Consider the following 26,886-nt stretch of genomic DNA (forward strand, 5'->3'; position numbering starts at 1 on the left):
GGCGATCTGTCGGCCTTCTGGCCACTGTGGATCACTCTTGATTGACCTCGATTTCTTTGGCCACGATTTCGAGGCGTGGAAAGCGAGCAATGAGGCCCAGGGGCTCCCAGGTGAGTAGGCGATCCTCACGGAGGGTGCCCGTAGGCGCAGATGCTCGATGCTTGCGGACCGGTCGATCCGATTAGAACCAGCGCCAGCCGCAAACACGGCGGCCGCGATGCCACCAGCAAACCCATCGGCGCCGACGCCGGCGCGGCGGAGGCCCCCAACCGGGACCCCACTGTGCTTCAGTCACGAAGTCGGGCCGCTTATCGGCAGGTCCGGGGTTGGACGCGACCGGCATCGCCTCCGCTGTGCCGATGAAGCGAAGTGCAATCGCGCCAACCGCGCCAGCGGCGACGGCGTTTTGGGCGAGACCGAGGAAATCGCGACGGCTGGGAGCGTTCATGGTTTTCTCCTCTTCGGGTTAGGTTAAGCGGCTCTCCGCGGGGATTGCAGCGCGTAGAGCAGCCAAGCGAGCCCGTGCGAAATCAGATCGACTCCCAGCAGGAATCCAAGCGCCCAGACGCTGATGGATGGGAAGCCAAACACGATCAGGAAGCCGGCGAGCAGTCCGATGACGCCAGAAACCAGCATCAGCCAGCCACCCTGTCGCCAATGTGCAAAGCTCAGCACGCACCGGATGATGCCCGATGCCAACAGAACCGCGCCCAGCAGGGAGGTCAAGATGAGGGCACCGGCCGCCGGCTGCGTGAGCAGCAGCAACCCGAACGCGAGATAGAGCGCGCCGAGCAGGATCTGCCACAGGAATCCGCCCCATCCCTTTGTCCAGAAGGCGTGGATGATCTCGAATGCACCGGCAAGGATTGCGGTAAGCCCGATCAGCTTGACGCTGATGATCGTTGCGAAGACGATGTCGCCCAGCGCCAAAATGCCGGCCGCGATCATCACGACGCCAAGGAGCGCGCATGTCCACCGGGATGGAGAACTAAAGGTCTTTACCTGGGGGCTGCTATCGTAGGTGGCCACGTCATCCTCCCGCATTCCGGCGGCCAATCAAGTTGGCGCCACGGAAACGCTAGTCGCCGCCGCGCAACATCGACATCCGATGAAACCCTGAATGTGTCGGCGGGAATATTCGCCGTGTCCCGAAGCCTGCCGGAAAGTGCTTCCCGGCGTTCTGGACGCGCGGGTCAGGTGGTTCGCGCCGGAACCGATCGTGCCTTCAGGCGCTCGCGCAGGCGCTGGAATGTCACATAGAGCATTGGCACCATAAAGATTCCGATCGAGCTTGCGCCGAGCATGCCGGCAAAGACGGCGGTCCCGACCGCCCTGCGGCTCAGTTCAGCGGCGCCGGTTGCGAGCACCAGCGGCAGCAGCCCGAGAATGAAGGCAACCGAGGTCATCATGACCGCGCGGAACCGCATATACGCACCCTCGATCGCGGCCTCCGCAAGTTCCGTCCCGGCTTCTCGTCGCTCCTTCGCGAATTCCACGATCAGGATGCCGTTCTTGGCGGCAAGCGCGATCAGCACCACGAGGCCAATCTGGCCATACAGATCGAGATCGAGGCCGGCGATCTTGATCCCGATATAGGAGCCGAGCACGCCGACAACGACGGACAGCAGCACCGGGATCGGGATCATCGTGCTCTCATAGAGCGCCACCAGGAACAGATAGGCGAACAGCACGGCGAGCGCGAGCACCGCTCCGGTTTGTCCTGAAGCCTGTTGCTCCTGATAGGCGGTGCCGGTCCACTCGAAACTGTAGCCCGGGGGCAGTACGGCATTGGAGATCTCCGCCATGGCCGCTATCGCGGTGCCCGACGAGACGCCTGGCGCCGGGCTGCCATTCACCGTCACCGAGCGATAATTGTTGTAGCGGGTGATGACCTGAGGTCCGGTTACGATCTTGATGCCGGCGAGCGACCGCATCGGAACCATCTGACCGGTATTGTTGCGCACATAGATGCGCCAGATATCGGAAATGTCGGCGCGGTCGAGCGCCTCGCCCTGCACGTTGACCTGCCAGGTGCGTCCAAAGAGGTTGAAGTTGTTGACGTAGATGCCGCCCAGCGTCGCCTGAAGGGCGGTGAAGATATCGCTGATGGTCACGCCGAGCGCCTGCGCCTTGCGGCGATCAATGTCGAGATAGATCGATGGATTGGTCGCGGTGAAGGTCGAGAACACGCGCGTCAGTCGTGGATCGGCATTGGCCGCTTCGATCAACGCACTCGTGACACTGGAAATCGCGGCTGGGTCCTGTCCTTCCAGCGCCTGGAGCTGGTATTCGAACCCGCCTGAGGTCGAGAGTCCGATGATCGGCGGCATATTGAACGGTAGCACATTGGCCTGCCGGATTTGCGCGCCGGCTGCGTAAGTCTGCCGGATCAACGCCTGCACCGAATCCGCGGCCGCCTTGCGATCGGCAAAACGGCTTGAGGCGCGTCACCACCAGCGCACTGTTGGGCTCGGACGCCCCGTCGAGCAGGGAGAAACCTATGATGGCCAAGACGTGGTCGACCGCAGGCATCTGCGTCAGGACGCGCTCGATCTGTCCGGTGACCTCGCTGGTCCGCGCGACAGACGCGCCGTCCGGCAGCTGTATCGAGGTGAAGAAGGCGCCCTGGTCTTCCTCGGGAAGGAACCCTGTCGGAGTCAGGTGCGACATCCCGAAAATGCCGGCCGCGAACATTGCGGCGAGTATGAGCGAGAGGCTCGCCACGCGCAGCAGACGTCGTACACCGCCGCTGTAGCGGTCGCGAATCCAGTCGATGCCGTCAAGAACGCGTCCGATCATGCCGCGCCGCGGTCCGGTATGCCGTAGGATGAGCGCACACAAAGCGGGCGACAGGGTCAGCGCATTGAGCGCCGAGATTATCATGGCGGCGCTGATCGTCACCGCAAACTGCCGAAACAACGTGCCGGAAATGCCGGGAATGAAGGCGATCGGAACGAAGACGGAGAGCAGCACCAGCGTGATCGCAACAATCGGCGCCGTGATCTGCCTCATGGCCTTCTTGCTGGCCTCGGTCGGCGAAATATCCGGTTCTTCCTCCATCACACGCTCGACGTTCTCCACGACGACGATGGCGTCATCCACGACGATGCCGATGGCGAGCACCATTGCGAGCAGCGACACCGTATTCGCTGAATAGCCGAGCATCAGCAACACGGCGAAGGTGCCGACCAGGCTGACCGGCACGGCAACGGCCGGTATCACCGTCGCGCGAAGATTGCCGAGGAACAGATAAACCACGATCACGACAAGGACGAATGCCTCGCCCAGCGTCCGCAGAACTTCCGAGATCGTATCTCGTACGAAGCTCGTGGAATCGTACTGCACGAGATAGCTCAACCCCGTCGGGAATCGCTTGGACAGCCGCTGCATCGTGGCTGCGACCGCCTGCGCGGTCGTTACGGCATTGGCGCCCGGCGCCAGATAGATCGCGAGAGGCACCGCGGCGCGCCCGTCGATCCTCGCTTCGCTGTCAAGGTTCTGCGCGCCCATCTCGACCCGGGCGACGTCCTTGACGAGCAGCGTCGAACCGTCCGGGTTTGCGCGCAGCACGATATTGGCGAACTGGTCGACCGTTGCGAGCCGCCCCAGGGTCTGCACGTTGAACTGGAATTGCTGGTCGTCGCTGATCGGACGCGCACCGATGCGGCCGACCGGCGCCTGGACGCTCTGCGTGCGAATTGCTGCGATCACGTCCGAGGGCGTGAGATTGAGGCTGGTCAGCCGCTGCGTATCGAACCAGATCCGCATCGAGTAATTCATCTTGGCGAACAGGTGAGCCTGGCCGACGCCGGGTGTGCTGGAGATCGCGTCGAGCACGTTGATGATCGCGTAAATTGGTGATGAACAGCGGGTCCTGCTGACCTTCGGCGCTGTACAGCACCAGAAATTGCAGGATCGCCGACGATTTCTTCTGCACCGTCACGCCCTGCTGCTGTACCTCAGTGGGCAATTGCGACAGCGCGCTCTGCACCCGGTTGTTGACGTTGACGGTGTTGATATCGGGGTCGGTGCCGAGCGCAAACGACACCGTCAGGGTGTAGCTGCCGTCGTTGCCGCTGGTCGATTTCATGTAGAGCGCACGATCGACACCGATCACTTGCGCTTCGAGGGGCTGAGCGACGCTGGTCTCCACGACCTCGGCAGACGCGCCGGGAAAGGTGCCGGCGACCGTGACCTGCGGCGGCACGATGTCCGGGAACTGCGCTACCGGGATCCGCGTCAGCGCGAGCGCGCCTGCGATGGTGATGATGAAGGCAACGACCATCGCAAGTCGCGGGCGATCAATGAAGACGGCGGACATCATGGTTTTTTGTCCTCCGGGCGCGTGGCGGTCGAGGCGCCACGGTCTGGCAACGAGGGTGCGTCGCTTGCGCCGGCCTTCATGCTCGACTGGATCAGCGCACTGGCCGGACCCGGCGAAACCGCCTGACCCGCACGAGCCCTTTGCAGGCCTTCGACGATGACCTTGTCGCCGGCGGCGAGGCCATTGATGACGGAAGCGATGGTGGGCGTCGACTGCCCAAGCTGGATACGGCGTTGTTCGGCCTTGTCGCCGGTGCCGACGATGAGAACGTAGTCGCCCTGCTGATCGGACAGCACCGCCGAACGCGGGACCGCCAACACCTCGATGGGCTGGATACCTTCCAGCACGACCGTAACGAATTCGCCGTCGGTCAGTTCGTGGACGGTCACGCCCGCGACGGACGGCGCGCGCAGGATCGGGTTGTCGATCTCGCCGCGCACGGTGATCGTGTCGGTATTCTGGGCGATCGTGTTGTCGACAAAGTTCAGCTTGCCGGACTGGCCATACATGCGGCCATTGGGCAGTCGCAGCCGGATCACCACGGCTTCCAGACCCCCTTGCGGTCCATAACGTTCGCGCAGTTCGAGTGCCTGACGCAGCGGCACCGGGAAGGTGACGTACATCGGATCCTGGCCGACGATCGTGGTCAGCACGCCCGAGCTTGGACCGACGACATTGCCTTCAGTCACGGCTGTGCGTCCGATCTTGCCGTCGATCGGCGCGCTGATCATGGTGTAGTCGAGGTTGATCTGGGACGCATTGACTTGTGCTTGTGCGGCCTGGACCTGGGCTTCCAGGCTGCGCTCGTTGGCGATCGCTGCGTCGTAGGTCGATTGCTGACCGGCTGGCCCACTGAGCAGCGTACGCGCGCGCTCGGTCGTCAGCTTGGCGTTCTCGAGCATCGCCTGGAGCTGGGCCACCTGCGCCTGCTTTGACGCAAGATCGGCCTCGAACGGGCCGCGCTCGAGCCGGTAGAGCGGGGCGCCCTTTTTAAGCTCGGCACCGTCGACGAACAGTCGCTGTTCCAGAAAACGCGGTGACGCGAGCCACGATATTGACCCGATTGACCGCCTCGATCCGCCCGAGAAATTCGCTGCTCTCGGTGATCGGTCGCTTGATCGCTTCGACGATGCCGACAGCAGGCGGAGCGCTGGAGGCTGGCTGTGCTAAGGCCATGCCGCCAGCGATGAATGTCAGGAAACTCGCCGCCAGCATCCTGACCGAAATTTCCGCAAGGTCCATTGTCCGCTCCCGGCTCCAGGGCTTGGGACAAGCTGCTATCGCTGTCCGCGCGGGCCGAGTGTCAGGTTCGTAATCCCCGCCGCAAGGTTCAATCCGATTGATCGCTCGATCGACAGCGGCTGGAGCGCAATCGTCCGGCGAGAACCTCCGATGAGAACGTTTGCTCCGAGCCCGGGACCGAACGCGACATTGCCGCTCGCGCCCACGTAGCTCCCCCGCAGCGTGCCGGGGCCGACGCGCGAGTTCCTGGCGAAGACGGCCCATGAGAGGCTTCCGGCGCTGGTCACGCCGATGTCGAGACCAACCCGCCTGATCCGCCCGTCGTAGACGTACTGCCGAGTCGGGCGTGTGGTCGTGAATACGCAACGAAGCTCCTGCGCGGAGCCAAGCACCAGCCCAACGCGTGGTGTGCTGGCGCATATAAGCCGGCCGACTCGGAACGTTTCCGCGCGCGCGGGCAGGGCATCGGCGCACATCAAAGCGAATCCGCAGATGATTGCGAGAAGCAGGTTAATGCGCATTCAGGCCTCCGTTTGGCTTCCAGTGTTGTCGGGCAAGCTCGCTGGGCTGCGGTCCTGACGGAGCCAGAACGTGATACCGAGGCCAATCAGCAGGACGGCGCCCAACAGGAAGAAGATGATGGAGTGCTGCAGCCAGGATATCGCCGGAACCGTGATGCCCATCGCAAGGCCGAGGAAGGCGATCTGGGCGGACTGGAGACTGACGCCGGCGAGGAATGTCCCGAGCGCGAGCAAGGTAAGGAGAACCAGGCTTGTCGCCGGCGTCGGCAGCAACTGCTGAACTCCGGATACCAGCATGATGTTCATCGCGACCAAGACGGCGACCCAATGCAGCGCCTGGGTCCAGATTAGCCGCCAGCGCTCCTCCCTGCCGTCGACCTCGGGCCACTTGTTGATGACGCAGACTACGCCGATGGCAAGGGCAAGGAATTCCCAATAGCCGACGAGAGGCTGATGCGAAGCATTGGTGTAGGCGACGCCCGCAATGGCGAGCACAAGCGCGACGATGTAGGGCAGCTGCTGCCACAGCAAGCGGGTCATCCCCGGATGTATTGACGGCGGACCCGTTGCGGCGTTCCGTTCAGCTTCGAGCTCGCTCATGCGGCACCTCAGGATCGTCCCTTGTTGACCACCAGCGGGGGATCGCCGAGATAGTCCTCGACGTAGAACCTGATGATCGCGACCCGGCCGACCGCGACGAGTGGCATGGCGAGCGCGATGCCCATGACGCCGAACATGGCGCCCAGCAGCACGATCGCCACCAAAGTGTCCAGGCCGGGGGGATTTCGACGGCTTGGCGCTGGATCAGGGGGCCGATCACGTATCCTTCGATCGACTGGATCAGGGTATACACGACAACGGCCCAGATCAGCGGCGATCCTCCGAGCGGCATAGCGACGAGCGCGATCGGAATTGCGGCGACGATCGGCCCGAGATACGGGACGAAGTTCGATAAGCCCGCCTGCAAACCAAGCAGGAAGGGACCAGGCAGCCCGATCCAGTAGAGCGCGATCCAGACGCACAGCGTCATCAGGACGATGCGGATAAGTTGTCCTACGAACCAGAGCCGCAGGACGCTTCCCATCTGGTCCATCACGCCGCGCATCCGTGCGCGATAGGACGGCTTCGCGAGTATGACGAGACTTTCGCGGTGGCTATCGGGATCGAAGGCGAAGAGGATGCCCAGGAACAGGATCACCAGCACGCCAGTCAGGAAGCTCGACGCTCCGCCAAGGACGAATTGGGCGTGGCTGAAGAACCGGCCTTGGTCGGAGACCAGCCATTGCGTGAAATCCCGGCCCCATTCGGGACCGAGCAGATCGACGCCATAGGTCAGAAGATGCTGCTGCAGGACGTCAAATTGGGTGTCCATGACCTTCAGCAGAAGACGAGTTTGCTCCGGAAGCTTGCCGGCTCCCCACACGAGGCCAAGTCCGACCGCCGCAGTGAGCAGCAGCAGCACCAAGGTCAGGCGCCAGATGCGACCGAGGCGGACGACAGGCGCAATCGCCCTTGCGGCGGCATCCAGAAGCGCTGCAAACAGCACGCCCGCGAAGATGATGAGCAGGCTCGAGACGGTTTTCCAGATCAAAAAGAGGGCCACGCTTACGCCGAGCAGAGCGAGACCCGTTGCGAGAATGCTGCGCGGGCCGTGTTCGATCGCCGGCGTCGTGCGGATCGCGCTCTCGTGGAGTTGCTCTTGTCCGGACGTCACGTCGCTCATCGGGGGAACTCGGGGATTGCAGCTGGGACCGTCGCATCCGCCCATCAGGTACGAACACGGCGGCTGCCATAGTGAGGATGCGAGCCGCCGCGATGGCGCCAATGGCGATGCTTGGTCGGGTTCGTATTCGTATTTGGTGTGGCGGCTGCGGGCGCTGTCGCTGCGGGTTTCGGCGTCGACGCGGTCGATTGCGCTTGGGAGAAACTCGGCTGCGCGGCCGCGATCGACCCGATTAGGATCAGTGCGCCGTAAACCTGCCGGACGTTCATGTTCGCCTCCATTTGGTCCCAACACCTCAGATCGAGATTGCACCCACGGCCAGCGCATAAACTCCGGCACAAGCAGCGAGCGTGATCGCGGCAAAGATGATCGCCTCGAACGGCTTGAAGACGGATTCCTTGCGCTCGCGCTTGGCCAGAACGAACAGAACCGTTCCCGGCGCGTAGAGTATCGACGACAGCAGGAGAAACGTCGGGCCACCGGCGTAGATCATGCCGATGGCGTAGAGCGTTGCGATGGCCGAGCGGATCCCGTCGACGGTGCGGGCGCGTTCGCCGGCACGGTAGGAATTGCCGATATATGACAGTTTGAGGCCGTACGCCGCGACCAGGAAATAGGGGATCAGCGTCATCGCGCTGGTCATCTTCAGGGCGAGGGTGAACGCGTACTCCGCGAACCAGGTGACCAGAACGAAGGCCTGGATGACGCAGTTGGTGAGCCAGAGTGCTCCGACAGGGACTTCGTGTTTGTTCACGACCGCGAGAAAGGAGGGCATGGTGCGGTTGATGGCCGCGGAATGCAGCACCTCGGCCGCGAGCAGCGACCACGACAGGTAATTGCCCAGAATCGAGACCAGCAGCGCCAGGCTGATGAAAATGCCGCCCCATCGCCCGACCATCGCTTCCATCACGCCGGCCATCGACGGTGTCGGCAGGCCCGCGAGCTCCTGTCGCGGAAGGACTCCATAGGATAGTATCGTCACGAGGACGAGAAGGCAGAGAACGGACAGGAATCCGGCGACGGTCGCAAATCCGATGTCGGAGCGATCACGGGCGTAGCGCGAGTACACGCTGGCGCCCTCGATTCCGACAAAGACGAACACCGTGAGTAGCATCGTGCTTCGAACCTGCGAGAACACCGCTACCGCGCCCGGCTGCTCGGTCCCCCAGAAATTCTGCGAGATCAGGTCCGGATCGAGGACGATGAACGCCACGCCGATGAAAAGCAGGATCGGGATGATCTTGGCGTAGGTCGCAATCGTGTTGAGCGTGGCGGCGTTCTTGATGCCTCGCAGTACGAGGAAATGGACGCTCCACAGGAGGAGGGATGCCGCCCCGATCGCTGCCGGCGTCGTGCCGTCGCCGAAGATCGGAAGGAATTGGCCGATTGTCGCCTTGATCAGGATGAGGCAGGCGACGTCTGCGAGGCAGCATCCGATCCAATAGCCGGCCGCCGAAGCGAAGCCGATATATTCACCGAAGCCAGCCTTGGCATAGGCGTAGATGCCGGCGTCCAGGTCCGGCCGACGACGCGAGAGCGCCTGAAAAACGAAGGCGAGCATCAGCATGCCGGTACCCGCGATGATCCAGGCGATCAACGTCCCGAGGACGCCCGTGGCGTGTCCAAACGATGCGGGCAGCGCGAAGATGCCGGAGCCGATCATCGACCCGATCACGAGCGCGATGAGCGCGCTACGCGAAAGCTTTTGGTCGACCTCGTTCGACGAAGGAGCCATGAGGAGAATGGCTTTCCGGCCGGAGATGAAGTGGGCGCGACCTCGAAATGAAACGGGACCGGCCACTCTTGGTCGAGATCTTAGAAGCGACCTCCCGGTCGGAACATCAGGGATTCCATGTAGAGGGCAATGTCGGAAATCGGCCCGACGGCGACCCCGCGGCAGCGGGACGCCGGGCGGGGAGGAGCTGTGCTCTAATGCCGACTGGCCGGTCCAGGCGCCGCGGCGACGATCAGCACGAAGCTGGCGCGGCAGAATTCGCCTGCTTTTGCGATTTCTGCTGCGATACGTCTGGCGTGTACGACCGCGGCTTCCTGATCCACGTGCTCATATCCGGTCCCGTCCAGGCAGAGCCCGTACTTGTCGACGATATGAAAAAAGTAGCGCATGCGGATTGAGTAGGCCGCTGTGCCGCGAGCTACCAGTGACAAGCGTGTAAGGAATCTAGGCAAAAGGGATGAGGAACTCGCGCGCACGCTATGGTTCGCGGGCCACCAGCGCGTCCGGAGATAGGTATTGTATCTGCCTGCGATCGGGTGATCAGCTGATGTTCCAATCGCAGGCCGGCCGGTATTGTGCATACTTCCTGCCCAGACGCGAGGAGGCCAAGCGATGTCCGACTATGATCCGAACGCGACTTTCTCGACCACGGCTGGCACGTCGCCTGCGATCGACGTTGGATTACGCGCCTACATGCTGCGCATCTACAACTATATGGCCGCGGGCGTTGGCCTGACCGCCGTTGTTGCGTGGCTGACTTATGAGGTTACCGGTCCCGCATTGCTGGAGAGCCCGCTGATGTGGGTTTTCATTCTAGCTCCGCTCGGGCTGGTGTTTTTTATCGGAGCGCGCATCAATACGCTGTCGGCGGCAACGGCGCGGCTGTTGTTCTTCGTCTATGCCGCGTTGGTCGGTGTCTCGCTCTCGATCCTGCTGCACATCTACACCAGTGCCTCGATCACGCGCGTCTTCTTCATCGCGGCCGCAATGTTCGGAGCGCTCAGCATCTTCGGTTACTCCACAAGGCGAGATCTGTCCGGGATTGGGAGCTTCCTGTTCATGGGCCTGATCGGCGTCATCGTCGCAAGCCTGATCAACCTCTTCCTGAGGTCGACGGGACTCGATTGGTTGATTTCGATCGTCGGCGTCGGTGTCTTCGCGGGGCTCACTGCCTACGACACCCAGCGGATCAAGGCGATGTATGACAACAGGGACGACGAGACCACGGCAGGTCGCAAGTCCGTGATCGGGGCGCTGTCGCTCTATCTGAACTTCATCAATCTGTTCATGATGCTCCTGCGCCTCTTGGGGCGGTCGGCGCTGAAGGCTAAGCTCGAGCGGTCGTTGTCGCGGACCGGCTTTGCTATCCTGCTCGTCGATCAATAACCGAAACGACTGCATCCATGTCGACGACGAGCTTATCCACGGCACCGAACGTAGCCGCGCGCGCCGCCTGTGCGACTACCCAGGGCCTCCCTCTCAACCACGAGAAATGACTGGCGCGCCTCACCTCAGGTCGACGCTGGAAAGCAGAGACCGGCGGTTTCAGGAAGCCGGTCGCTCCGCCGCGCTGGCGAGCGCGTCGCGCAGGATCTTTTCCTTGGTCTCGTCCAGAGAGGTCTTCAGCACGACGCCGCCGGCGTCCTTGATCTCGTTGAGGACCTTGTCGGCGGTCATGTTCTTGATCAGGACGAAGAGGGCCGCGTTGCCGGGGTGGAGCGATGCCGAAAGCTCCTTCACGAACGCGTCGTTGATGCCGAAATCGGTCAATGCGCCTCCCAGCGCTCCGGACGCGGCGCCGAGCGCCACACCGATGATCGGATTGAGGAAGAGGACGCCGATCAGGAGGCCCCAGAAGCTGCCGGAGATCGCGCCCGTCGCCGTGGTGTTGACGAGCTGGTTCAGCTTCACGCTGCCTGTTTCTGTCTTCACTGCGATGACGGCATCGCTGATGGAGATCAGATACTCTTTTTGCAACTTGAGCAGCCGCTGGCGGACGTCCTCGGCCTTCGCCTCGTTCGGGTACACGATCGCGACAAGATCAGACATGGAGGCCTCCGCTTACATTGAGGTAGCTCGTCCAGAAGGGACTGATTCCGGCTGCACGGTGCCACATCGAGACTAGAAGGTGAGAGGCCAGCCCGGCATCCGAGAAAACCCTCGGGAGCAGGGAGGATGTTCCGGACCTGCCGGAACGAGAATCCTTCGCCGGTCTTAGAAATTCAATTGGCGGCGAACATCAGCGCGGCGAGCAGCAACGCGACCAGGAGGAGGGATATGCTGGCCGTCGACCATTGACGAAGAATGCCGTCGCCCGTTTCGACGAGGCTGCCGAGTCCGATACAGGTGCGCCGCAAGGGGGCGATCAGCTGCATGATCGTTTTCCCGGCTGCCGAAAACGCCAGGGGATGCGGCCAGGGGCTGAGCAGGATCGCAAGCGCTGCACCTCCGAACACGGTTGCGAGAAATTTGACGAGCGCTTCGTCTCCGAACAGTTTCGATTCCACGGTATACGTAATCGGCAAATACGGCTCCCATGGCAGCAGGCCAAGCAATAGCGAGCAGAGTGCCAAGGCAAGCGCCGCCAAACCGCTGCCGCGTGGCGGCTTCGCGACGAGGGCGACCGGCTGATCCGAAGGCGAAAGCGCATGGGCAAGTACCAGAACGACATAGGCGGCCGTGAACATCCCGCCGACCTGGAGCACGCCAGCCCACCACCACTGTCCCGTCCTCGCCGTCTCCTGGAGCAACAACTCCTTCGCGAGGGACGCGCCGCTCGGTTGAATTCCCATCAGTGCGAAGCCGGCTAACCCGAAGGTCATGACGCTCAAGGGCAGGGCGCGTGCGGCGCCGCGGATCCCGGTGATGCGATCATGGCCCAGTCCTGCGTAGATCGACCCGACTGCCAGGAACATTGCCGCTTTCGCGGCGGCGTGGGAGATCGCCTGCATCAATCCGCCCGCCAGGGCCTGTCCCGTTTCGAGCCGTCCTGAGGCATCGAGAGCGAGTGGAAACAGCAGGAAAAGGTACCCGATCTGGGCCATTGTCGAATATGCGACGAGCAGCTTGAGGCGCTCCTGCCGCAGGGCGACGATGCTTCCGACCACGATCGCGCCGGCTCCCAACGCTGCGAGAAATTGTGCAGCGGCAAAGCCGGGCACGCCGGGCAGCACGTTGAACCACACCCGCAGGAGGATGAAGAACGATCCCTTCACGACCAGGCCGGACAGGATCGCGCTCGCTGCGGCCGGGGCGCCGGCGTGAGCGGGCGGCAGCCAGAGGTGTAGCGGAAACAGCGCTGTCTTGGCGAGGAGGCCGGTCGTCATCAACGCTGCCGCAATCAGCGCGCCGGGCTCCGTGGAGACGCGATGAGACAGCAGCACGATATCGAGCGTGCCGTAGAGGCCGTAGAGCAGCGCCGTGCCCATCAGGTAGAGGACGGACCCGACCAACGCGAAGAGAAGGTAGCGCAACGCTGCCTGAAGCGTCTCCGCCTGGCCCTCCAGAGAGACCAGCGGCACCGCGGCGAACGTCAGTAATTCCAAGGCAACGTAAAGGGTGAAGAGGTCGCCTCCGACGAAGATGGTGTTCAGCGCCGCCCAAACCGCTAGCAGAAGAATCCAGAATGCGAACGGTGCCCGGCCGTATCCTGCTGCAAGACGAAAATCGGCTGCGGCAAAAATGGCGACCGCACAGACTACGATGGCCGTGGCGGCGAGCATCACCGCCGACAATCCGTCCGCGCGCAGGGCAACCCCAAGAGGTGGCGGCCAGGCACCGAGCAGATAGACCATGTGACCGTCGTTCTGCGGCAACGCCAGGAGAACGCCCCCGGAAATTGCTAAGCCGACCGGTATGACTGTGAAGGCGACCCGCCGGACATAGCGGTCGCCGAGCGCGAACGCCAGCAGCACGCCTGCGACTGGCACGACGATCAACAGCACCAGCAGGAGATCTGCCGCCGTCGTCGCCAGCGCGGAGGGAGTGGCCATCATCAGCCGCCGGGCGCGTCGGAACGCGAGCTCGTCGGCGCGCGACTGCCGAGCGTCGTGGAGCCGCTGGTGTGGAACAACCGCAGCAAAAGGGCGATCGCCATTGCCGTCGCGGAAAACGCGACCACGACCCCGGTGATTACCAGGGCCTGCGGCACCGGATCGTTGCCAACACCCGCCGCAGCCCCCCTCCGTCCGACGATCCCGAACAGAAGGAACACGCCGCTGCCGAGCAAGTTGAACGCGAGGATCTTGCGGAGCGATTGCGGGTTCGTGATCAGGCCGTAAAGCCCAAGCCCGACCGCAGCGGCCGCGCACAATCCGAACACCGATACGCTGCTCATCGCTATGTATTCCTTTCCGGCGCGCCGGCGAGGAGGAGGGCGAGGGTCGCTGCGATCGTGAGGATCATCGCGACCTCGATGCCGAGAATTAGCGGTTTGGCGAACGCAACCGGATAGGCGAGGAAGGCCGCTCCGAAACAAAGCCCGCCGAGGCCAACGACAAGAAACAGGCAGGGCCCGGCGACCAGGATAAACCGTAGCCATCGGCTGCTCACCGGTGGTGTGTCCGCCAATCCAGCCATGATGACCAGCAGCCACATGGACGCGAGAACCGCACCGCCCTGAAATGCTCCGCCGGGGTGATCGGCGCCTGTCCACAGCATGTAAATGCCGACGACGATCCCCGCCGGCGGCAACAGGCGGGCGAGGAAGGCGAGAACGCCATTTGGGTCGGCTTCGTGACGCGGTCCCGGACGGCCGCCCCAGGCCCGGTCCGACGCGAGCGACCAGACGCCCACGACGGCCAACAGGAGCACGACCTTCTCGAGCATGGTGTCCAGCCCTCGAAATGCCATGAGGACATTGGTGACCGGATTGGCCATTCCGGTCGCCCCGGCATTCGCGACGACCGCCGGTGCCAGCGTCGGAGCATAATCGGGCAGGATCAGGATCGCGAACGCCAGGGCTGCCGCGATCGATGCGGACAGGATGGCGGCGATCAGACGTGTAGAACGGTCGGGTCGTTCGGCTGCCGTCGCCTCGGCATCGCGCAACCGGGCAGCCGCACCCAACAGCACGACGCCGCCCAAGCCGCCGCCGATGGCGGCTTCCGTCAGTGCGACATCGACCGCGTCGAGACGGACCCAGATCAGCGCAACCAGGAGACCGTAGGCGACGAAACCGACGGTCGCCGAATACGTCTCGGGGACGGCGATGGTCCAGATGGCGAGGCCCAGTACCACGGCGGCGAGTGCGATCTCGAAAACCGTTGCGATGCTCATCTGGCCCCGCTTCGGCGCACCGCGCGCGCGATCAATTGCGAGACGGTGGCGCCCGCCAGCAGTGCGAACATCCAGATGCTGATCAACTTCAGCCCGTCGCGAAGGCCTTCAGCTTGCGGGAGCAACCCAAGCACGACGAATCCGAGGCCGAGGTTGTCTGCCTTGGTCAGCGCGTGGAGGCGGGTCAAGGTGTCGGGGAAGCGAAGGAGGCCCACTGTACCTGCCAGGAAGAAGAACGCGCCCGTCGACACGCACGCAATCGTCATGATGTCCCGCGCGAGGTTCATTTGCCCTCCGCCGAACCGACGCCGTCGCTTTCCAGGCGGGACAGCCCTTTTTTGACGAACGCGATGGACGCGAAAGTGGCGAGCAGCGCGAGGATCAACGCCACGTCAACGGCCGCCCGGACGCCTGTCACGGTGCCGAGGAGCAGCAGCACGGCAATGCCCGCGGTGCCGATCAGCTGCGCAGCCATCATCCGATCGGCATCGCCCGGACCGCGCAATATCGACACAAGGCCGAGGGCCAGCAGCGTCAGGATCAAGCCGACGGCGGCGGTCAGGAATTCAGTCATTGTAGAGGGCCCGAATGAGTGCCGCTTCCTCGGCGGCGAGATCGGCAAGGACCGGCTGCGTGACATCGAGGCAGTGATAGATGATCTGTCCGTTCTCCTCGCCGGCAGGCACTGTTCCGGGCAGCAGGCTGGTCAGTGTCGTGAAAACGTTTTGCCGCACGCCTCGCGGCAGCCGCGTCGGATAGGCTACGAACCCGGGACGCAGAGGCAATCGGGGGTTCAGCGCGCGGCCTGCCACGTCTATTCCGGCGACGACGGAGTGATACAGGAAAAGCGACGCCAGACGGGCAATGGCTGGGAGCGACCGCCGCGAACTGCCCGGCTCCAGCAAGTACAAGCTTGTCCAGGTTGCTGCGGCGATTGCGACCGCTGCGGCAGGAACGTCTCCGACCTGAGCGCCAGCGAGCACGAGCCAGAGGCAGCCGAACCCGACCGCACGCGAAGCAACGCTCGACCACCACCCTCGGGTGATGGTGCCCGCCGGCACGTTTCGTTGTCCTGAGGATCCGCTCATGCTGGAAATCCTCCATCGGCATCACATCGCATCGTCGGGCTACAGGGTACCTGAAGGGATCAGCATTCGCGTTGGGGCGCGACCGCGCGTAGCGATACATCATAGGTCGTTCGTCCGGCGCCAGCGTGCCGGTGCTTCGCCGGACGATTCCATCATGTGTCCTGGGCGTAGGCGGCGATATCGGGTGATTGCCTAATCGGGTCTCGGGAATCTCCCAAGCCGCGAACCCGGGCAAACCGCGATTACATCCGGACGCATCGGGTAGATTTACCGATGTCCGGGACCGGCGCTTCCGGCAAAAATGGCGGCGGGGATCGTCGGAAGACCGAGGCCTGCGGAAAGCCGATTTGCCAGGCGACGTTTCACACCGGGAACGGAAGAGCTCATGTTCAAGCGCGGCAGCCATTCCTCGTTCAGACGCATCAGAGCTATGGCCATTTTGACGGCGCTCTCGCCGGTGCTGGCAGCCTGCGGGAGGGAAACGGCAGCGAATGACACGCCAGCGCCTCGTATAGTGCGCACGACGACCGTGGAAAAGCGCAAGCTCACGACGCCCCTGACGTTCTCCGGACGGATCGAAGCCGAAGATGAAGTCAATCTGGCATTCCGGATCTCGGGTCGGCTGTTGAACAACGACACCAGGATCGGCGATCGGGTCAAAGCCGGTCAGGTGCTGGCGCGATTGGAGTCCCAGAACGAGTTGAACGCGCTGCGCCAGGCACAGGCGTCGCTTGCCGCGGCACAAGGGCAGCTGACACAGGCGCGCAATCATTTCGACCGTCAGGAGACGCTCCTGGCGCAGGGTTGGACCACACGGGTCAACTACGATGCCGCGACGCAGGCCCAGCAAACGGCGCGGTCGCAAGTCGACGCCGCCGAAGCCGCGCTGAGTGCCGCGCATGACCTCGTCGGCTTCACCGAACTGAAAGCCGATGCCCCAGGCGTGATCACCGCCACCGGTCAGGGAGCCGGCGAAGTGGTGCAGGCCGGACAGATGATCGCGAGGATCGCGCGGCAAGACGGTCGCGATGCCGTCTTCGACGTTCCCTCTCAACTGGTCAGATCGGCTTCGGCCGATCCGGAGGTCGAGGTCAGCCTGGCGGATGATCCGACCATCAAGGCCAAGGGGCGCATCCGCGAGGTTGGCGCGCAGGCCAACGCCGTGACTAGGACCTTCGAGGTCAGGGTCGGCCTGACCGACCCACCGCCGGCGATGCGCCTTGGTGCGACGGTCGTCGGGCGGGTGAGCACGAGCGCGGGGCCGATGATCGATATTCCGGCCTCAGCCCTGACGAGGATGAACCAGCGACCCGCCGTGTGGATCGTCGATCCAACCGCCAGTACGGTGTCGGTGCGCAATGTGGACGTTCTGCGGTTCGACGAGGCCCAGGCGGTGATTTCGCAAGGATTGGACACCGGCGAGATCGTTGTTACCGCTGGGGTGCAGGCGCTTCATCCGGGCCAGAAGGTCCGGGTTCTCGGATCAGAGCAATGAGCGGGGTCAATCTGTCCGATTGGGCGCTGAAAAGCGGTTCACTGGTTGTCTATATGATGATCATCGCGGTGGTTGCGGGTGGGCTGTTCTATTTCCGCCTGGGTCGCAACGAAGATCCGGCCTTTATCATCAAGACCATGGTCGTTCAGGCCGCTTGGCCGGGCGCGTCCGTCGAGGAAACGATGAAGCAGGTGACGGAGCGCCTCGAACGCCGCCTGCAGGAGACGCCGCATCTCGACTTCCTGCGAAGTTTTACCAGGGCAGGCGTCTCGACCGTCTTCGTGAATCTGAAAGGCAGTGCCAGCGCACGAGAGGTCACAGACACCTGGTACCACGTGCGCAAGTCGATCGGCGACATGCGCCATACGCTACCCGCCGGAGTGATCGGGCCTGGGTTCAACGACGAATTTGGCGATACTTTCGGAATTATCTACGGCTTTACCAGCGACGGCTTCAGCCAGCGTGAGCTGCGCGACCGGGTCGAAGATATCCGCTCAAGGCTGCTTCTCGTGCCCGACGTGTCGAAGATCGAGCTCCTGGGCGAACAGGACGAGGTGATCTTCGTCGAGTTCTCCACGAAGGAGCTTGCGGCACTCGGAGTCGACCGGTCCGCCCTTATTGCGGCCCTCCAGTCGCAAAACATCGTACGTCCGGCCGGAACGATACAGACGAGCGCCGACAGCATCTCGATACGGGTATCTGGCGGGTTTCAGTCGGAACGGGACATCGCCGACATCAATTTTTCCGCGAGCGGACGTATGCTTCGCCTGAGCGACATCGCGCGGGTGCGTCGCGGTTACACGGACCCGCCCCACCCGATGTTTCGGGTCAATGGGAAGCCGGCGATAGGACTCGCAATCGCCATGCGGGACGGCGGTGATATTCTTGCGCTGGGTGCGAACATCACGAAGGCGATGGCGCAAATTACCGCGGACCTCCCGATCGGGATCGAGCCAAGCGTGGTCGCGGATCAGCCCGTCGTGGTCAACCACGCCATTCGGGAGTTCATGGTCTCGCTGCTTCAGGCGATCGCCATCATCATGGTGGTGAGTTTCATCAGCCTCGGCGTGCGACCCGGCCTGATCATAGCGCTTGCCATACCGTTCACGCTGGCGATCGTCTTGCCGATCATGGGTCTGCTGAGCATCGACATGCAGCGGATATCGCTCGGCGCGCTGATTATCGCGCTCGCGTTGCTGGTCGACGATGCGATGACGACGACCGACGCGACCCTCACCAAACTGGCGGAGGGCGCCGGCAAGGTCGAGGCGGCAACCTTCGCCTACCGGACCCATGCGATGGCGATGCTCGCGGGCACGCTGGTGACGATCGCGGGATTCATCCCGGTCGGCTTTGCGGCAAGCTCGGCCGGCGAATACACGTTCTCGCTGTTCGCGGTGGTGACGATCGCGCTGCTGGTGTCGTGGTTCGTCGCGGTCATTTTCACGCCGCTGCTTGGCGCTGCGATCCTCGTCCCGCCCAAGCAAGGCAACTCAGCCGACCCGGGCAGGATTTTCCGGATCTACCGCAGTTTCCTAACATCGGCGATGCGCGCGAAATGGCTGACCATTACGATCTCGGTGGCGCTCTTCGTCGCCTCGGTTCTGGCGATGCCGATGATCCCGCGGCAGTTCTTTCCCTCGTCGGATCGGCCGGAGCTACTGGTCGATGTCAGCCTGCCTCAGAACGCTTCGATCTACGCGAGCGAAGCTGCGGCGAAGCGCCTCGATACGGCGCTCGCGAGCGACCCCGATGTGGCGCGGTGGAGCACCTACGTCGGACGGGGTGCGATCCGCTTCTATCTGCCCCTCAACGTCCAGCTCCCGAACGACTTCTTCACGCAGACCGTCGTGATCGCGAAGGATGTCGCCGCACGCGAACGCCTGCATTCCAAGCTTGAAAAGCTGCTCGCCGAAGAATTTCCCAAGGCCATCGCGTTCGTATCTCCGCTCGAGCTCGGGCCGCCGGTCGGTTGGCCGATCCAGTATCGGGTCAGCGGGCCTGACGTCGAGCGGGTGCGCGAGATCGCGCTGCAGGTCGGGAAAATCGTCGCGTCCAGTGCGGACACCAAGCAGGTGAATTTCGATTGGATGGAGCCCGACCGACAGGTGCGCATCCGTGTCGACCAAAACGAGGCGCGACAACTCGGCCTGAGCTCGCAGGCAACCGCGACCGTCCTGAACGCCGTCATCACGGGCACGCCCATCACCCAGGTCCGTGACGATATCTACCTGGTCAACGTGGTGGCGCGGGCTACCGACGAGCAGAGGGTCTCGTTGGACAGTCTGCGCAATCTGCAAGTGGGACTGCCGGGCGGACAAACGGTTCCTCTCAGCCAATTTGCGTCCTTCGAGTATGACCAGGAGTTTCCGCTCATCTGGAGGCGAGATCGGGTTCCGACCTTGACGGTCCAAGCCGCCATCGCCGGTGACAGCTTGCCGGAAAGCGTGGTCGCCTCGCTATTGCCGGCGATCGAGAAGTTCCGGAAGACGCTCCCGCGATCGTACAGCGTGGTGGTGGGTGGGACAGTGGAGGAAAGTCAGAAGTCGCAGGCATCCGTGCTGGCGGTCGTGCCGGTGATGCTATTGGTCATGTTCACAGTCCTCATGGTGCAGCTCCAAAGCTTCCCTCGACTGTTCATGGTCTTGAGCGTGGCTCCCCTGGGGCTGATCGGGGTCGTCGCAGCGTTGATGTTGTCCGGAAGGCCGCTTGGCTTCGTCGCCATTCTGGGGGTCCTCGCGCTCCTCGGCATGATCAGCAAGAACGCGGTCATCCTGATCGGTCAGATCGACGCGGAACGCGCCCTTGGCAAGACGCCCTGGGACGCCGCAGTCGACGCCAGCAGCTCCCGGTTCCGGCCGATCATGTTGACGGCCGTATCCACCGTCCTCGGGATGATCCCGATCGCGCCGACGGTGTTTTGGGGACCGATGGCATTCGCGATCATGGGGCGGCTTGCTGGTGGCGACGGTCCTTACGCTCGTCTTCTTGCCGACGATTTACGTCGCGTGGTTCGGCGCGACCGAGCGGGCCGGCGGCGCCGCTCTGCGCAAGCCGTCAGAGGGGCAAAGCAAAGCCGGATAGGGGAATCCTCGTCATCGGCTAGGTAGTCAACCCTATGTTTTTCCGCTCCGCGATGGGTGCATCTGTGACGACAGATAATCGGGACGCTTCCAATGACCACCAATAAGGACGTCCAAAGATTGCCGCTGCGGACCCTGACTGCCATGGTGGTCGGCGGCATGGTCGGTGCCGGCGTATTCTCGATACCGCGCAACTTCGCGCAGGCGACGGGCATCTACGGGGCCCTCATCGCCTGGGCCATTGCCGGTGCCGGCATGCTGATGCTCTGCTTCGTGTTTCAGACGTTGGCCAACCGCAAGCCGGATCTCGATGCCGGTGTCTACGCCTATGCGCGGGCGGGATTCGGGCCGTATGTCGGCTTCTTATTCGGCGTTCGGCTACTGGGCCAGCGCCTGCGTCGGCAACGTGTCTTACTGGATCCTGATCAAGTCGACGCTCGGCGCATTCTTTCCCGCTTTGGGCCAGGGCAATACCTTGACCGCAGTCCTGATCTCCTCGGTCGGGATATGGGCATTCCATTTTCTGGTGCTGCGCGGCGTGAAGGAAGCAGCCGGAATCAACGCTATCGTCACGGTCGCCAAGATCATTCCGCTGCTGTTGTTCGTGGTGTTGTCGATCTTCTTCCTCAAGCCGTCCGTGTTCGTGGACAACCTCTGGGGCGGCGCGGCGGGCGACTATGGTAACCTGTTCGAGCAGGTCAAGGCGACGATGCTGGTGACCGTCTTCGTGTTCCTGGGCATCGAGGGTGCGAGCAACTATTCGCGCTTCGCGGAGAAGCGCGAGGACGTGGGTGTCGCTACCGTCACGGGATTTCTCGGCGTGCTGGCGCTGTTCGCGTCGGTGTCGATATTGGCCTACGGCGTCCTGCCACGCGCGGAGATCGCGCAGCTTCGCCAGCCCTCTGTCGGTGGCGTGCTCGAGGCCGCGGTCGGCCATTGGGGAGCGGTGTTGATCGGGGCCGGCGTGATCGTCTCGGTTCTCGGCGCTTATCTGGCGTGGACGATGATGGCTGCCGAGGTGCTTTCGGTGGCCGCCAAAAAACTGGACATGCCGGCGTTCCTGGCACGAGAGAACGCCAATCAAGTGCCGTCATCGGCGCTGCTGATGACCACGCTGCTGATTCAAGTGGTGCTCGTCGCCACGCTGTTCTCAGACGACGCCTTCACCTTCGCGCTGTCGCTCTGCAGCCACCTCTCGTTGATTCCGTACTTTCTGTCAGCGGCCTTTGCGTTGATGCTGGTTTTTCGCAGAGAGACTTACGAAAAGGACCCGCGCGACCTCCGCAAGGACACCATCATTGCGGTTCTGGCGACGATCTACACGATATTCCTGTTGTTCGCCGGCGGGACGAAGTTCCTGCTGCTCGGCTTCATCATCTACGCCCCCGGCACGATCCTGTACTACATCACGCGGAAAGAGCAGGGCAAACAGCTCTTCACGCCGGCCGAATGGGTCTTGTTCGCGGTGGCGGTGATCGGATGTGTCGTCGGTATCCATGGCCTCGCTACCGGCTATATCAGCATCTAGCCCCAGTACGAAAGGAGCCACCAATGGCGAATTCCTCAGCCTTCGGCGTTCATTCGGAGGTCGGTCAGCTCCGGAAGGTGATGGTGTGCTCGCCAGGTCGGGCGCATCAGCGGCTCACGCCGTCGAACTGCGATCAGTTGCTGTTCGATGATGTTCTCTGGGTGGAGAACGCCAAGCGTGACCATTTTGACTTCGTCACCAAGATGCGCGACCGGGGCGTCGATGTGGTGGAAATGCACAACCTACTGGCCGAAACGGTGGCGGTACCGGAGGGTAAAAAGTGGATACTCGACAATCAGGTCGTGCCCAATCAGGTCGGGCTCGGCTTCATCGACGAATTGAGGAGCTACCTTTCCGGCCTCGACAATCGCGCGCTTGCGGAAACCTTGATCGGTGGCCTGTCGACTCATGACTTTCCTGAAGAGCATGGCGGCCAGGCGATCAAGATGGTCAAGGAGGCGGCGGGTGCCACCGAGTACCTGCTGCCGCCGCTGCCGAACACGCTGTACACGCGCGACACCACCTGCTGGATCTATGGAGGCGTGACGCTCAACTCGCTTTATTGGCCGGCCAGACACGAGGAAACGATCCTCACAACCGCGATCTACAAGTTCCATCCTGATTTCGCCGGCAAGGTCAATGTCTGGTGGGGCGACCCCACGCACGACCATGGGCTGGCTACTCTGGAGGGCGGCGACGTGATGCCGATCGGCAAAGGAGTCGTGCTGATCGGGATGAGCGAACGTACATCCCGTCAGGCGATCAGCCAACTCGCGGCGACGCTGTTTGCGAAGAAGGCGGCCGAACGCGTGATCGTCGCGGCGATGCCCAAGATCCGCGCAGCCATGCATCTCGACACTGTGTTCACCTTCGCCGACCGCGACTGCGTACTGACCGCGCCCGACTTCATCAATCAGACCCGCGCCTACTCCTATCGCCCGAGCGACCAACCGAGTGGCGTCGAGTTGCACCCCGAGAACAAGCCATTCGTCAGTGTCGTCGAGGAAGCGCTGGGTCTTAAGAAGCTTCGTGTGGTCGAGGCGGGAGGAAGCGATTATCAGCGCGAGCGCACGCAATGGGACAGCGGCGCCAACCTCGTCTGTGCGTCGCCAGGCGTGGTGTACGCGTACGATCGAAACACCTATACCAACACACTGCTGCGCAAAGAAGGTATCGAGGTCATCACCATCGTCGGGGCGGAACTGGGCCGTGGTCGCGGTGGCGGCCACTGCATGACGTGCCCGATCATCCGTGACGCCGTGGACTACTAGGGCAGAAGCACCCCGGCGGGTGAACCCAGGATGAAGCCTGGGCGAAGCCCAAGGCATCGGAGGTCGTGAGTTCGGGAAGCTCGGCCGGCCTCGCGGCCGTTCAGCGGACGCGGCACATGCAGGAGCTTGTATCGACGGGCCCCGAGCCCGCAATGGGCAGGATCGTCATGAGGCTCTCGATTTCCTTGAAGCTGTTTCACACGCTCGACCTCGCGCAGGCGCTGTTCAAGGCCGGGCGCCGCTCACTGATCATCGGCATCGTCATCCTCGAGATCTGTCTGGCAGTCGGATGGCTTGCTTCATTGACGCGCGGAGATGGACCTCTCCCAGAATGAATCGGCGCCGGTCTACGGTGGCGCGGTTTAGGAAGTGATGTGCACGTTTCTTTCGGCGGTCTCCGAGCTTGTGTGATCCGAGATTGTGTGGTCACGCAGTAACAACATTCCGCGAAAGAGTCGTGCGTTGTCGGCGTCGCTTGACACAACTACTGCGGGGCCTATGGTCGCGTCGTTGGGGAAGGCGGGGCCGACAGTCTCGAGGTTCAGATGCGTGTATCTGGAGTTCTTCTGCAGCTGGTTGGAGCCTTGGGTGCCACTGCTGCAATGGCCGCGGACGTTGACCTGAAAGAGTTCAGGGCGGATCCGCCGGCACTGCCGCTGCCTTCGTGGAGTGTGGTCGGTTCCGTGTCGTCGATGTTTACCGACAACGCTCTGTTCACGCGCGACGCCCGCAAGTCGGATGGTTATTACGAGCCCGATATCAGCGCCAGACTGGACGGATACCTGACGAACGAACTGTCCTATCGCCTCTATGCCCGCGCGCAGTATGAGGCATTCGCAACGGAGAAGGACGGGAATGCCGCAATCGCCCGCTTGGGAGGACGATTGACCGAGAACTGGAATGGCTGGCGGTTCTCGGCGATCTACGAAAATCGTTACGACTTCGACGGCGTCTACCGCGGCCTCGCGTTTACCTCGAACGACGTGATGGGATCGGTGGCCCGCGACTTTCGCATCAACAACGTCACCCTGTCCCCATTGTTGCTGCTGACCTACCGGTTTTCCGATCTCGCGGAAGCGCGCCGCTGGCGCTTCGATGCCGTTCTCGGAATCGAAGTGCAGCTCGACCCCAAATGGTCGGTCGTGAGCACGCCTCTGTTCGAAGCCTATTGGTTTACCGATGGATTGAATTCAGGACGGCAGGACCAGCTCTATTCGGCGGATATCGGTCTGAAGTATAATTTCGCGAGCAATCTGTCGCTCACGACCACGGTGCTGTACGAGGCCCGGACGTCCAACGTTCCGATCCGGCACTACAGGGATCTTCGGATCGGTCCGCGGCTCGACTTCGCCTTCTGAGAAAGAATACGAAATGTCAACGAGACGACTCTTCGTCCTGCTGTGGACGGTTTTCGGAATGACGGCGGCAACCGCCGCGTTGGCGGACCCCCGTGACTCCGTCGAGCGGAGCCAGCGCATGGATACCGACGCGCTCCGGGATGACATCGGGCAGAATCGCCTGCGAGTTCCCGCTCATCCACTGGTGATAGTACCGGCCCCGCAAACTCCTCCGGTCTCTCGGACGAAGAAGAAGTCGGGCTCAGCCAAAGATAGCGGTCGATAGGACGTCGTCGTGCGATAGTTCGGGCATCTAGCGATGTGCCAGAAACGACGCCACCCTGCATTTCCATAAAGCTCGTCCCTGATGGTCTGGACCGTAAGGTGACGTTCGGTCGTGTCCGGATGCGCGACGAGGAATTTTAGCAGTCATTGTCTCATTTTATCGCGTTGGTTCCAGCGATTGGCACAAACTGCATATACCGGACGAAAACTCATGTCAGTCATGCGCAGGTTTTGAAGTATTATGAATTAACCCCTTGGTTGTATGGAAAACCAGGAGGTATGATAGTGCACGTCATTCCCTTAGGGGTGCGCGTCGAATTGCGGCCCTCATGGGACATGTTGAACGGGTAATTATCTAGGTCGTCGATTGGCGACAGTCGATGTCCAGGACGGACTTAAAAGCTGGATGCGTCCAATGAAGCCGTGCAGCCTTCCTGCGAGCCTGTTGAAGCCACATGGAACCGCGAAGCGCCTCGGTCGACACCGGATGAGCGTTCTTGAGTCTTCTGAAGAACAGCCGGATGACCCAACCGGTCGCGATTTGGCTTCCATACAGGAGGGTATTCAGCAGCGGATTGCCTCGGAACTTCATGATTCGACCTGTCAATATTTGGTCGCGGCAAGTCTTGGGTTGATGCGAATCCGCGCCTGCGTCGGCAGAGCAAACGGCATCGATAGGCTTTGCGACGACGTTGATGCATCGATCGACCGGGCTCTGAGGGATATCCGCTCGCTTACGTATTTGTTGCATCCACAGGACGTGATGGAAGAGGGACTGAAAGCGACGATCGAGTGCTACGTCCGCGGCTTTGCTGCGCGCACCGCCTTGCGCGCCCGGAGCGTCGTCGACGCTGGAGTGGACGGGCTGTCATACGACAGCCAAAGGGCGTTGCTGCGGATCGTTCAGGAAGGACTCGCGAACATATTCCGGCACGCGAGCGCGACGGAGGTCAAAATCCTCGTCCAGGCCACCCGCGGGCAGTTTCGACTGACCATCAGCGACAATGGACGCGGCTTCGCGGCTCACCGCGCTGAACGAGGCGGCGGAACGACGTCGATGGGTGTCGGCATTCCCGCCATGAGAGAGAGGCTCGCGCGCCTTGGCGGCAGCCTCGAGATTCGATCCGATCCGGAAAGCTCCGGGACCACGTTGTACGCGGTTATCCCGGTTCGCAACGAGGCGAAGCGGCACAAGCGGCGCTTGTTGTTGCAGTCATGAGAGCCGACGCGCATCTCCAAGGACGAGATCCGTCGGGCGACCGTCGCGCTCCGATATGGCCATCGGCTTGCGGTACTCGAAGCGGCGGCGATCGAAGCAGGAGCACCTTGCATGAAACGTATCCTGATCGCCGATGATCATGAGGCTGTCCGTTCAGGTATCCGAGCGGTGCTTGGGCAACGTGCCGATTGGGAGGTCGTGGCGGAGGTGAGCGACGGCAGAAAGGCAGTTGCCGCCGCGATCGAGAGCAGGCCGCATGTCGCCATTCTGGATTTCTCCATGCCGCGCATGACCGGAGTTGAGGTGACCCGGCGGATCAGGGAGTGCTCGCTCCCCACCGAGGTCCTGATCTTTACCGTTCACAGCTCTAGCTTGCTGGCGCAGCAGGCCTATCAGGCCGGCGCGCGGGCCTTCTTGTCGAAGTCGGAGGCGAACAAGCTGCTGCTTGCGGCTGTCGATTCACTCCTGGTTCACAAGTCGTTCGGCGTTGGAAGCGGGGTTGACCATATGGATCGCGCACCGCTCGATGAGGCGAGGCTGACGCCCCGCGAGCAACTGGTCGTCAAGCTCGTTGCCGACGGATATAGCAACAAGGGCATCAGTGCCATCTTGAACCTCAGTGTGAAGACCACGGAAGCTCACCGGGCCGCCGCGATGCGGAAGCTCGATGTGAACTCGACAGCCGGTCTGGTCCGATACGCGGTTAGAGCCAAACTGGTCGACGAGTGATGGAGCATTCCGGCGATCGGGACATCCGC

General features: G+C 62.6%; 22 protein-coding genes and 4 pseudogenes. 9 read left to right on the forward strand and 17 right to left on the reverse strand.

The annotated features are described in order from the left end of the window. Positions 1-181: 181 nt before the first annotated feature. The 10 genes and pseudogenes from ACVWW3_RS06845 to ACVWW3_RS06890 all read right to left on the reverse strand — a co-directional run bounded on the left by ACVWW3_RS06845 (position 182) and on the right by ACVWW3_RS06890 (position 9,934). Positions 182-448, reverse strand: coding sequence for a twin-arginine translocation signal domain-containing protein (locus ACVWW3_RS06845; RefSeq protein WP_456650520.1), 267 nt, complete (start codon positions 446-448; stop codon positions 182-184). A 23-nt stretch (positions 449-471) separates the two neighbouring features. Next, a complete protein-coding gene (locus ACVWW3_RS06850) occupies positions 472-1,029 on the reverse strand; it encodes an HdeD family acid-resistance protein (protein ID WP_456650519.1) in 558 nt (185 codons plus the stop codon). A 164-nt stretch (positions 1,030-1,193) separates the two neighbouring features. Then, positions 1,194-4,324: pseudogene (locus ACVWW3_RS06855) on the reverse strand (efflux RND transporter permease subunit). Beyond that, positions 4,321-5,566: pseudogene (locus tag ACVWW3_RS06860) on the reverse strand (efflux RND transporter periplasmic adaptor subunit). The pseudogenes ACVWW3_RS06855 and ACVWW3_RS06860 overlap by 4 nt, the downstream one beginning before the upstream one ends. A 35-nt stretch (positions 5,567-5,601) precedes the next feature. Continuing rightward, the gene (locus ACVWW3_RS06865) at positions 5,602-6,087 is read right to left on the reverse strand and encodes a DUF992 domain-containing protein (RefSeq protein WP_456650517.1); all 486 of its coding nucleotides are present in this window, start codon (positions 6,085-6,087) and stop codon (positions 5,602-5,604) included. Then, a complete protein-coding gene (locus ACVWW3_RS06870) occupies positions 6,088-6,687 on the reverse strand; it encodes a hypothetical protein (protein ID WP_456650516.1) in 600 nt (199 codons plus the stop codon). Continuing rightward, positions 6,668-7,810, reverse strand: a complete 1,143-nt coding sequence (locus tag ACVWW3_RS06875) for an AI-2E family transporter (RefSeq protein WP_456671913.1) — start codon at positions 7,808-7,810, stop codon at positions 6,668-6,670. Before ACVWW3_RS06875 ends, ACVWW3_RS06870 begins: the two co-directional genes overlap by 20 nt. 44 nt (positions 7,811-7,854) lie before the next feature. Continuing rightward, complete coding sequence (locus tag ACVWW3_RS06880) at positions 7,855-8,079, reverse strand: hypothetical protein (protein ID WP_456650514.1); 225 nt, start codon at positions 8,077-8,079, stop codon at positions 7,855-7,857. A 26-nt stretch (positions 8,080-8,105) separates the two neighbouring features. Further along, positions 8,106-9,545, reverse strand: coding sequence for a basic amino acid/polyamine antiporter (locus tag ACVWW3_RS06885; RefSeq protein WP_456650513.1), 1,440 nt, complete (start codon positions 9,543-9,545; stop codon positions 8,106-8,108). Positions 9,546-9,739: 194 nt separating this feature from the next. Continuing rightward, positions 9,740-9,934: a DUF6894 family protein gene (locus tag ACVWW3_RS06890; protein WP_354105875.1), complete on the reverse strand. Its 195-nt coding sequence runs from the start codon at positions 9,932-9,934 to the stop codon at positions 9,740-9,742. Positions 9,935-10,157: 223 nt separating this feature from the next. Between ACVWW3_RS06890 and ACVWW3_RS06895 the strand changes: the two genes are divergently transcribed. Continuing rightward, positions 10,158-10,931 (forward strand): Bax inhibitor-1/YccA family protein, encoded by a 774-nt coding sequence (locus tag ACVWW3_RS06895; RefSeq protein WP_456671914.1) that lies wholly within the window; start codon positions 10,158-10,160, stop codon positions 10,929-10,931. A gap of 159 nt (positions 10,932-11,090) precedes the next feature. Here ACVWW3_RS06895 and ACVWW3_RS06900 read toward each other — a convergent pair whose 3' ends face one another. The 7 genes from ACVWW3_RS06900 to ACVWW3_RS06930 form a co-directional block, all read right to left on the reverse strand. Beyond that, the gene (locus ACVWW3_RS06900; RefSeq protein WP_456650512.1) at positions 11,091-11,594 is read right to left on the reverse strand and encodes a DUF1269 domain-containing protein; all 504 of its coding nucleotides are present in this window, start codon (positions 11,592-11,594) and stop codon (positions 11,091-11,093) included. A 173-nt stretch (positions 11,595-11,767) separates the two neighbouring features. Beyond that, entirely contained in the window at positions 11,768-13,537 is a 1,770-nt protein-coding gene (locus ACVWW3_RS06905) for a complex I subunit 5 family protein (RefSeq protein ID WP_456650511.1), read from the reverse strand. Positions 13,538-13,539: 2 nt separating this feature from the next. Then, positions 13,540-13,881 carry an NADH-quinone oxidoreductase subunit K gene (locus ACVWW3_RS06910; protein ID WP_247340915.1) on the reverse strand — a complete coding sequence of 114 codons (342 nt, stop codon included), beginning with the start codon at positions 13,879-13,881 and terminating at the stop codon, positions 13,540-13,542. A gap of 2 nt (positions 13,882-13,883) precedes the next feature. Further along, entirely contained in the window at positions 13,884-14,822 is a 939-nt protein-coding gene (gene mbhE, locus ACVWW3_RS06915) for a hydrogen gas-evolving membrane-bound hydrogenase subunit E (protein ID WP_247340914.1), read from the reverse strand. Continuing rightward, a complete protein-coding gene (locus tag ACVWW3_RS06920) occupies positions 14,819-15,109 on the reverse strand; it encodes a cation:proton antiporter (protein ID WP_247340913.1) in 291 nt (96 codons plus the stop codon). Before ACVWW3_RS06920 ends, mbhE begins: the two co-directional genes overlap by 4 nt. Continuing rightward, the gene (locus tag ACVWW3_RS06925; protein ID WP_247340912.1) at positions 15,106-15,396 is read right to left on the reverse strand and encodes a monovalent cation/H+ antiporter complex subunit F; all 291 of its coding nucleotides are present in this window, start codon (positions 15,394-15,396) and stop codon (positions 15,106-15,108) included. Before ACVWW3_RS06925 ends, ACVWW3_RS06920 begins: the two co-directional genes overlap by 4 nt. Beyond that, a complete protein-coding gene (locus ACVWW3_RS06930; RefSeq protein WP_249811637.1) occupies positions 15,389-15,910 on the reverse strand; it encodes a Na+/H+ antiporter subunit E in 522 nt (173 codons plus the stop codon). Before ACVWW3_RS06930 ends, ACVWW3_RS06925 begins: the two co-directional genes overlap by 8 nt. A gap of 385 nt (positions 15,911-16,295) precedes the next feature. On the opposite strand from ACVWW3_RS06930, the gene ACVWW3_RS06935 reads away from it, so the two are divergent. The 8 genes and pseudogenes from ACVWW3_RS06935 to ACVWW3_RS06970 all read left to right on the forward strand — a co-directional run bounded on the left by ACVWW3_RS06935 (position 16,296) and on the right by ACVWW3_RS06970 (position 26,857). Then, positions 16,296-17,405, forward strand: a complete 1,110-nt coding sequence (locus tag ACVWW3_RS06935) for an efflux RND transporter periplasmic adaptor subunit (RefSeq protein WP_247444835.1) — start codon at positions 16,296-16,298, stop codon at positions 17,403-17,405. Then, positions 17,402-20,489: pseudogene (locus ACVWW3_RS06940) on the forward strand (efflux RND transporter permease subunit). Before ACVWW3_RS06935 ends, ACVWW3_RS06940 begins: the two are co-directional and overlap by 4 nt. 92 nt (positions 20,490-20,581) lie before the next feature. Then, a pseudogene (locus ACVWW3_RS06945) lies at positions 20,582-22,016 on the forward strand (basic amino acid/polyamine antiporter). 23 nt (positions 22,017-22,039) lie between these two features. Continuing rightward, positions 22,040-23,287 (forward strand): arginine deiminase, encoded by a 1,248-nt coding sequence (arcA, locus tag ACVWW3_RS06950; protein ID WP_247340908.1) that lies wholly within the window; start codon positions 22,040-22,042, stop codon positions 23,285-23,287. Between the two features lie 116 nt (positions 23,288-23,403). Continuing rightward, complete coding sequence (locus ACVWW3_RS06955) at positions 23,404-23,622, forward strand: hypothetical protein (protein ID WP_456650509.1); 219 nt, start codon at positions 23,404-23,406, stop codon at positions 23,620-23,622. A 267-nt stretch (positions 23,623-23,889) separates the two neighbouring features. Further along, positions 23,890-24,645: an outer membrane beta-barrel protein gene (locus ACVWW3_RS06960; protein WP_247340906.1), complete on the forward strand. Its 756-nt coding sequence runs from the start codon at positions 23,890-23,892 to the stop codon at positions 24,643-24,645. Between the two features lie 751 nt (positions 24,646-25,396). Continuing rightward, positions 25,397-26,128 carry a sensor histidine kinase gene (locus tag ACVWW3_RS06965; RefSeq protein WP_456650508.1) on the forward strand — a complete coding sequence of 244 codons (732 nt, stop codon included), beginning with the start codon at positions 25,397-25,399 and terminating at the stop codon, positions 26,126-26,128. A 111-nt stretch (positions 26,129-26,239) separates the two neighbouring features. Then, positions 26,240-26,857: a response regulator gene (locus tag ACVWW3_RS06970; protein WP_456650507.1), complete on the forward strand. Its 618-nt coding sequence runs from the start codon at positions 26,240-26,242 to the stop codon at positions 26,855-26,857. The last annotated feature ends 29 nt before the right edge of the window (positions 26,858-26,886 follow it).

The sequence above is a fragment of the Bradyrhizobium sp. LM2.9 genome, assembly GCF_054056555.1.

Excerpts from the sequence above, each read along its gene's own strand:
- ACVWW3_RS06845 (WP_456650520.1), bottom strand. The coding sequence starts at position 448 with ATGAACGCTCCCAGCCGTCGCGATTTCCTCGGTCTCGCCCAAAACGCC.
- ACVWW3_RS06865 (WP_456650517.1), bottom strand. The coding sequence starts at position 6,087 with ATGCGCATTAACCTGCTTCTCGCAATCATCTGCGGATTCGCTTTGATG.
- ACVWW3_RS06870 (WP_456650516.1), bottom strand. The coding sequence starts at position 6,687 with ATGAGCGAGCTCGAAGCTGAACGGAACGCCGCAACGGGTCCGCCGTCA.
- ACVWW3_RS06875 (WP_456671913.1), bottom strand. The coding sequence starts at position 7,810 with ATGAGCGACGTGACGTCCGGACAAGAGCAACTCCACGAGAGCGCGATC.
- ACVWW3_RS06880 (WP_456650514.1), bottom strand. The coding sequence starts at position 8,079 with ATGAACGTCCGGCAGGTTTACGGCGCACTGATCCTAATCGGGTCGATC.
- ACVWW3_RS06885 (WP_456650513.1), bottom strand. The coding sequence starts at position 9,545 with ATGGCTCCTTCGTCGAACGAGGTCGACCAAAAGCTTTCGCGTAGCGCG.
- ACVWW3_RS06890 (WP_354105875.1), bottom strand. The coding sequence starts at position 9,934 with ATGCGCTACTTTTTTCATATCGTCGACAAGTACGGGCTCTGCCTGGAC.
- ACVWW3_RS06895 (WP_456671914.1), top strand. The coding sequence starts at position 10,158 with ATGTCCGACTATGATCCGAACGCGACTTTCTCGACCACGGCTGGCACG.
- ACVWW3_RS06900 (WP_456650512.1), bottom strand. The coding sequence starts at position 11,594 with ATGTCTGATCTTGTCGCGATCGTGTACCCGAACGAGGCGAAGGCCGAG.
- ACVWW3_RS06905 (WP_456650511.1), bottom strand. The coding sequence starts at position 13,537 with ATGGCCACTCCCTCCGCGCTGGCGACGACGGCGGCAGATCTCCTGCTG.
- ACVWW3_RS06910 (WP_247340915.1), bottom strand. The coding sequence starts at position 13,881 with ATGAGCAGCGTATCGGTGTTCGGATTGTGCGCGGCCGCTGCGGTCGGG.
- mbhE (WP_247340914.1), bottom strand. The coding sequence starts at position 14,822 with ATGAGCATCGCAACGGTTTTCGAGATCGCACTCGCCGCCGTGGTACTG.
- ACVWW3_RS06920 (WP_247340913.1), bottom strand. The coding sequence starts at position 15,109 with ATGAACCTCGCGCGGGACATCATGACGATTGCGTGCGTGTCGACGGGC.
- ACVWW3_RS06925 (WP_247340912.1), bottom strand. The coding sequence starts at position 15,396 with ATGACTGAATTCCTGACCGCCGCCGTCGGCTTGATCCTGACGCTGCTG.
- ACVWW3_RS06930 (WP_249811637.1), bottom strand. The coding sequence starts at position 15,910 with ATGAGCGGATCCTCAGGACAACGAAACGTGCCGGCGGGCACCATCACC.
- ACVWW3_RS06935 (WP_247444835.1), top strand. The coding sequence starts at position 16,296 with ATGTTCAAGCGCGGCAGCCATTCCTCGTTCAGACGCATCAGAGCTATG.
- arcA (WP_247340908.1), top strand. The coding sequence starts at position 22,040 with ATGGCGAATTCCTCAGCCTTCGGCGTTCATTCGGAGGTCGGTCAGCTC.
- ACVWW3_RS06955 (WP_456650509.1), top strand. The coding sequence starts at position 23,404 with ATGCAGGAGCTTGTATCGACGGGCCCCGAGCCCGCAATGGGCAGGATC.
- ACVWW3_RS06960 (WP_247340906.1), top strand. The coding sequence starts at position 23,890 with ATGGCCGCGGACGTTGACCTGAAAGAGTTCAGGGCGGATCCGCCGGCA.
- ACVWW3_RS06965 (WP_456650508.1), top strand. The coding sequence starts at position 25,397 with ATGAGCGTTCTTGAGTCTTCTGAAGAACAGCCGGATGACCCAACCGGT.
- ACVWW3_RS06970 (WP_456650507.1), top strand. The coding sequence starts at position 26,240 with ATGAAACGTATCCTGATCGCCGATGATCATGAGGCTGTCCGTTCAGGT.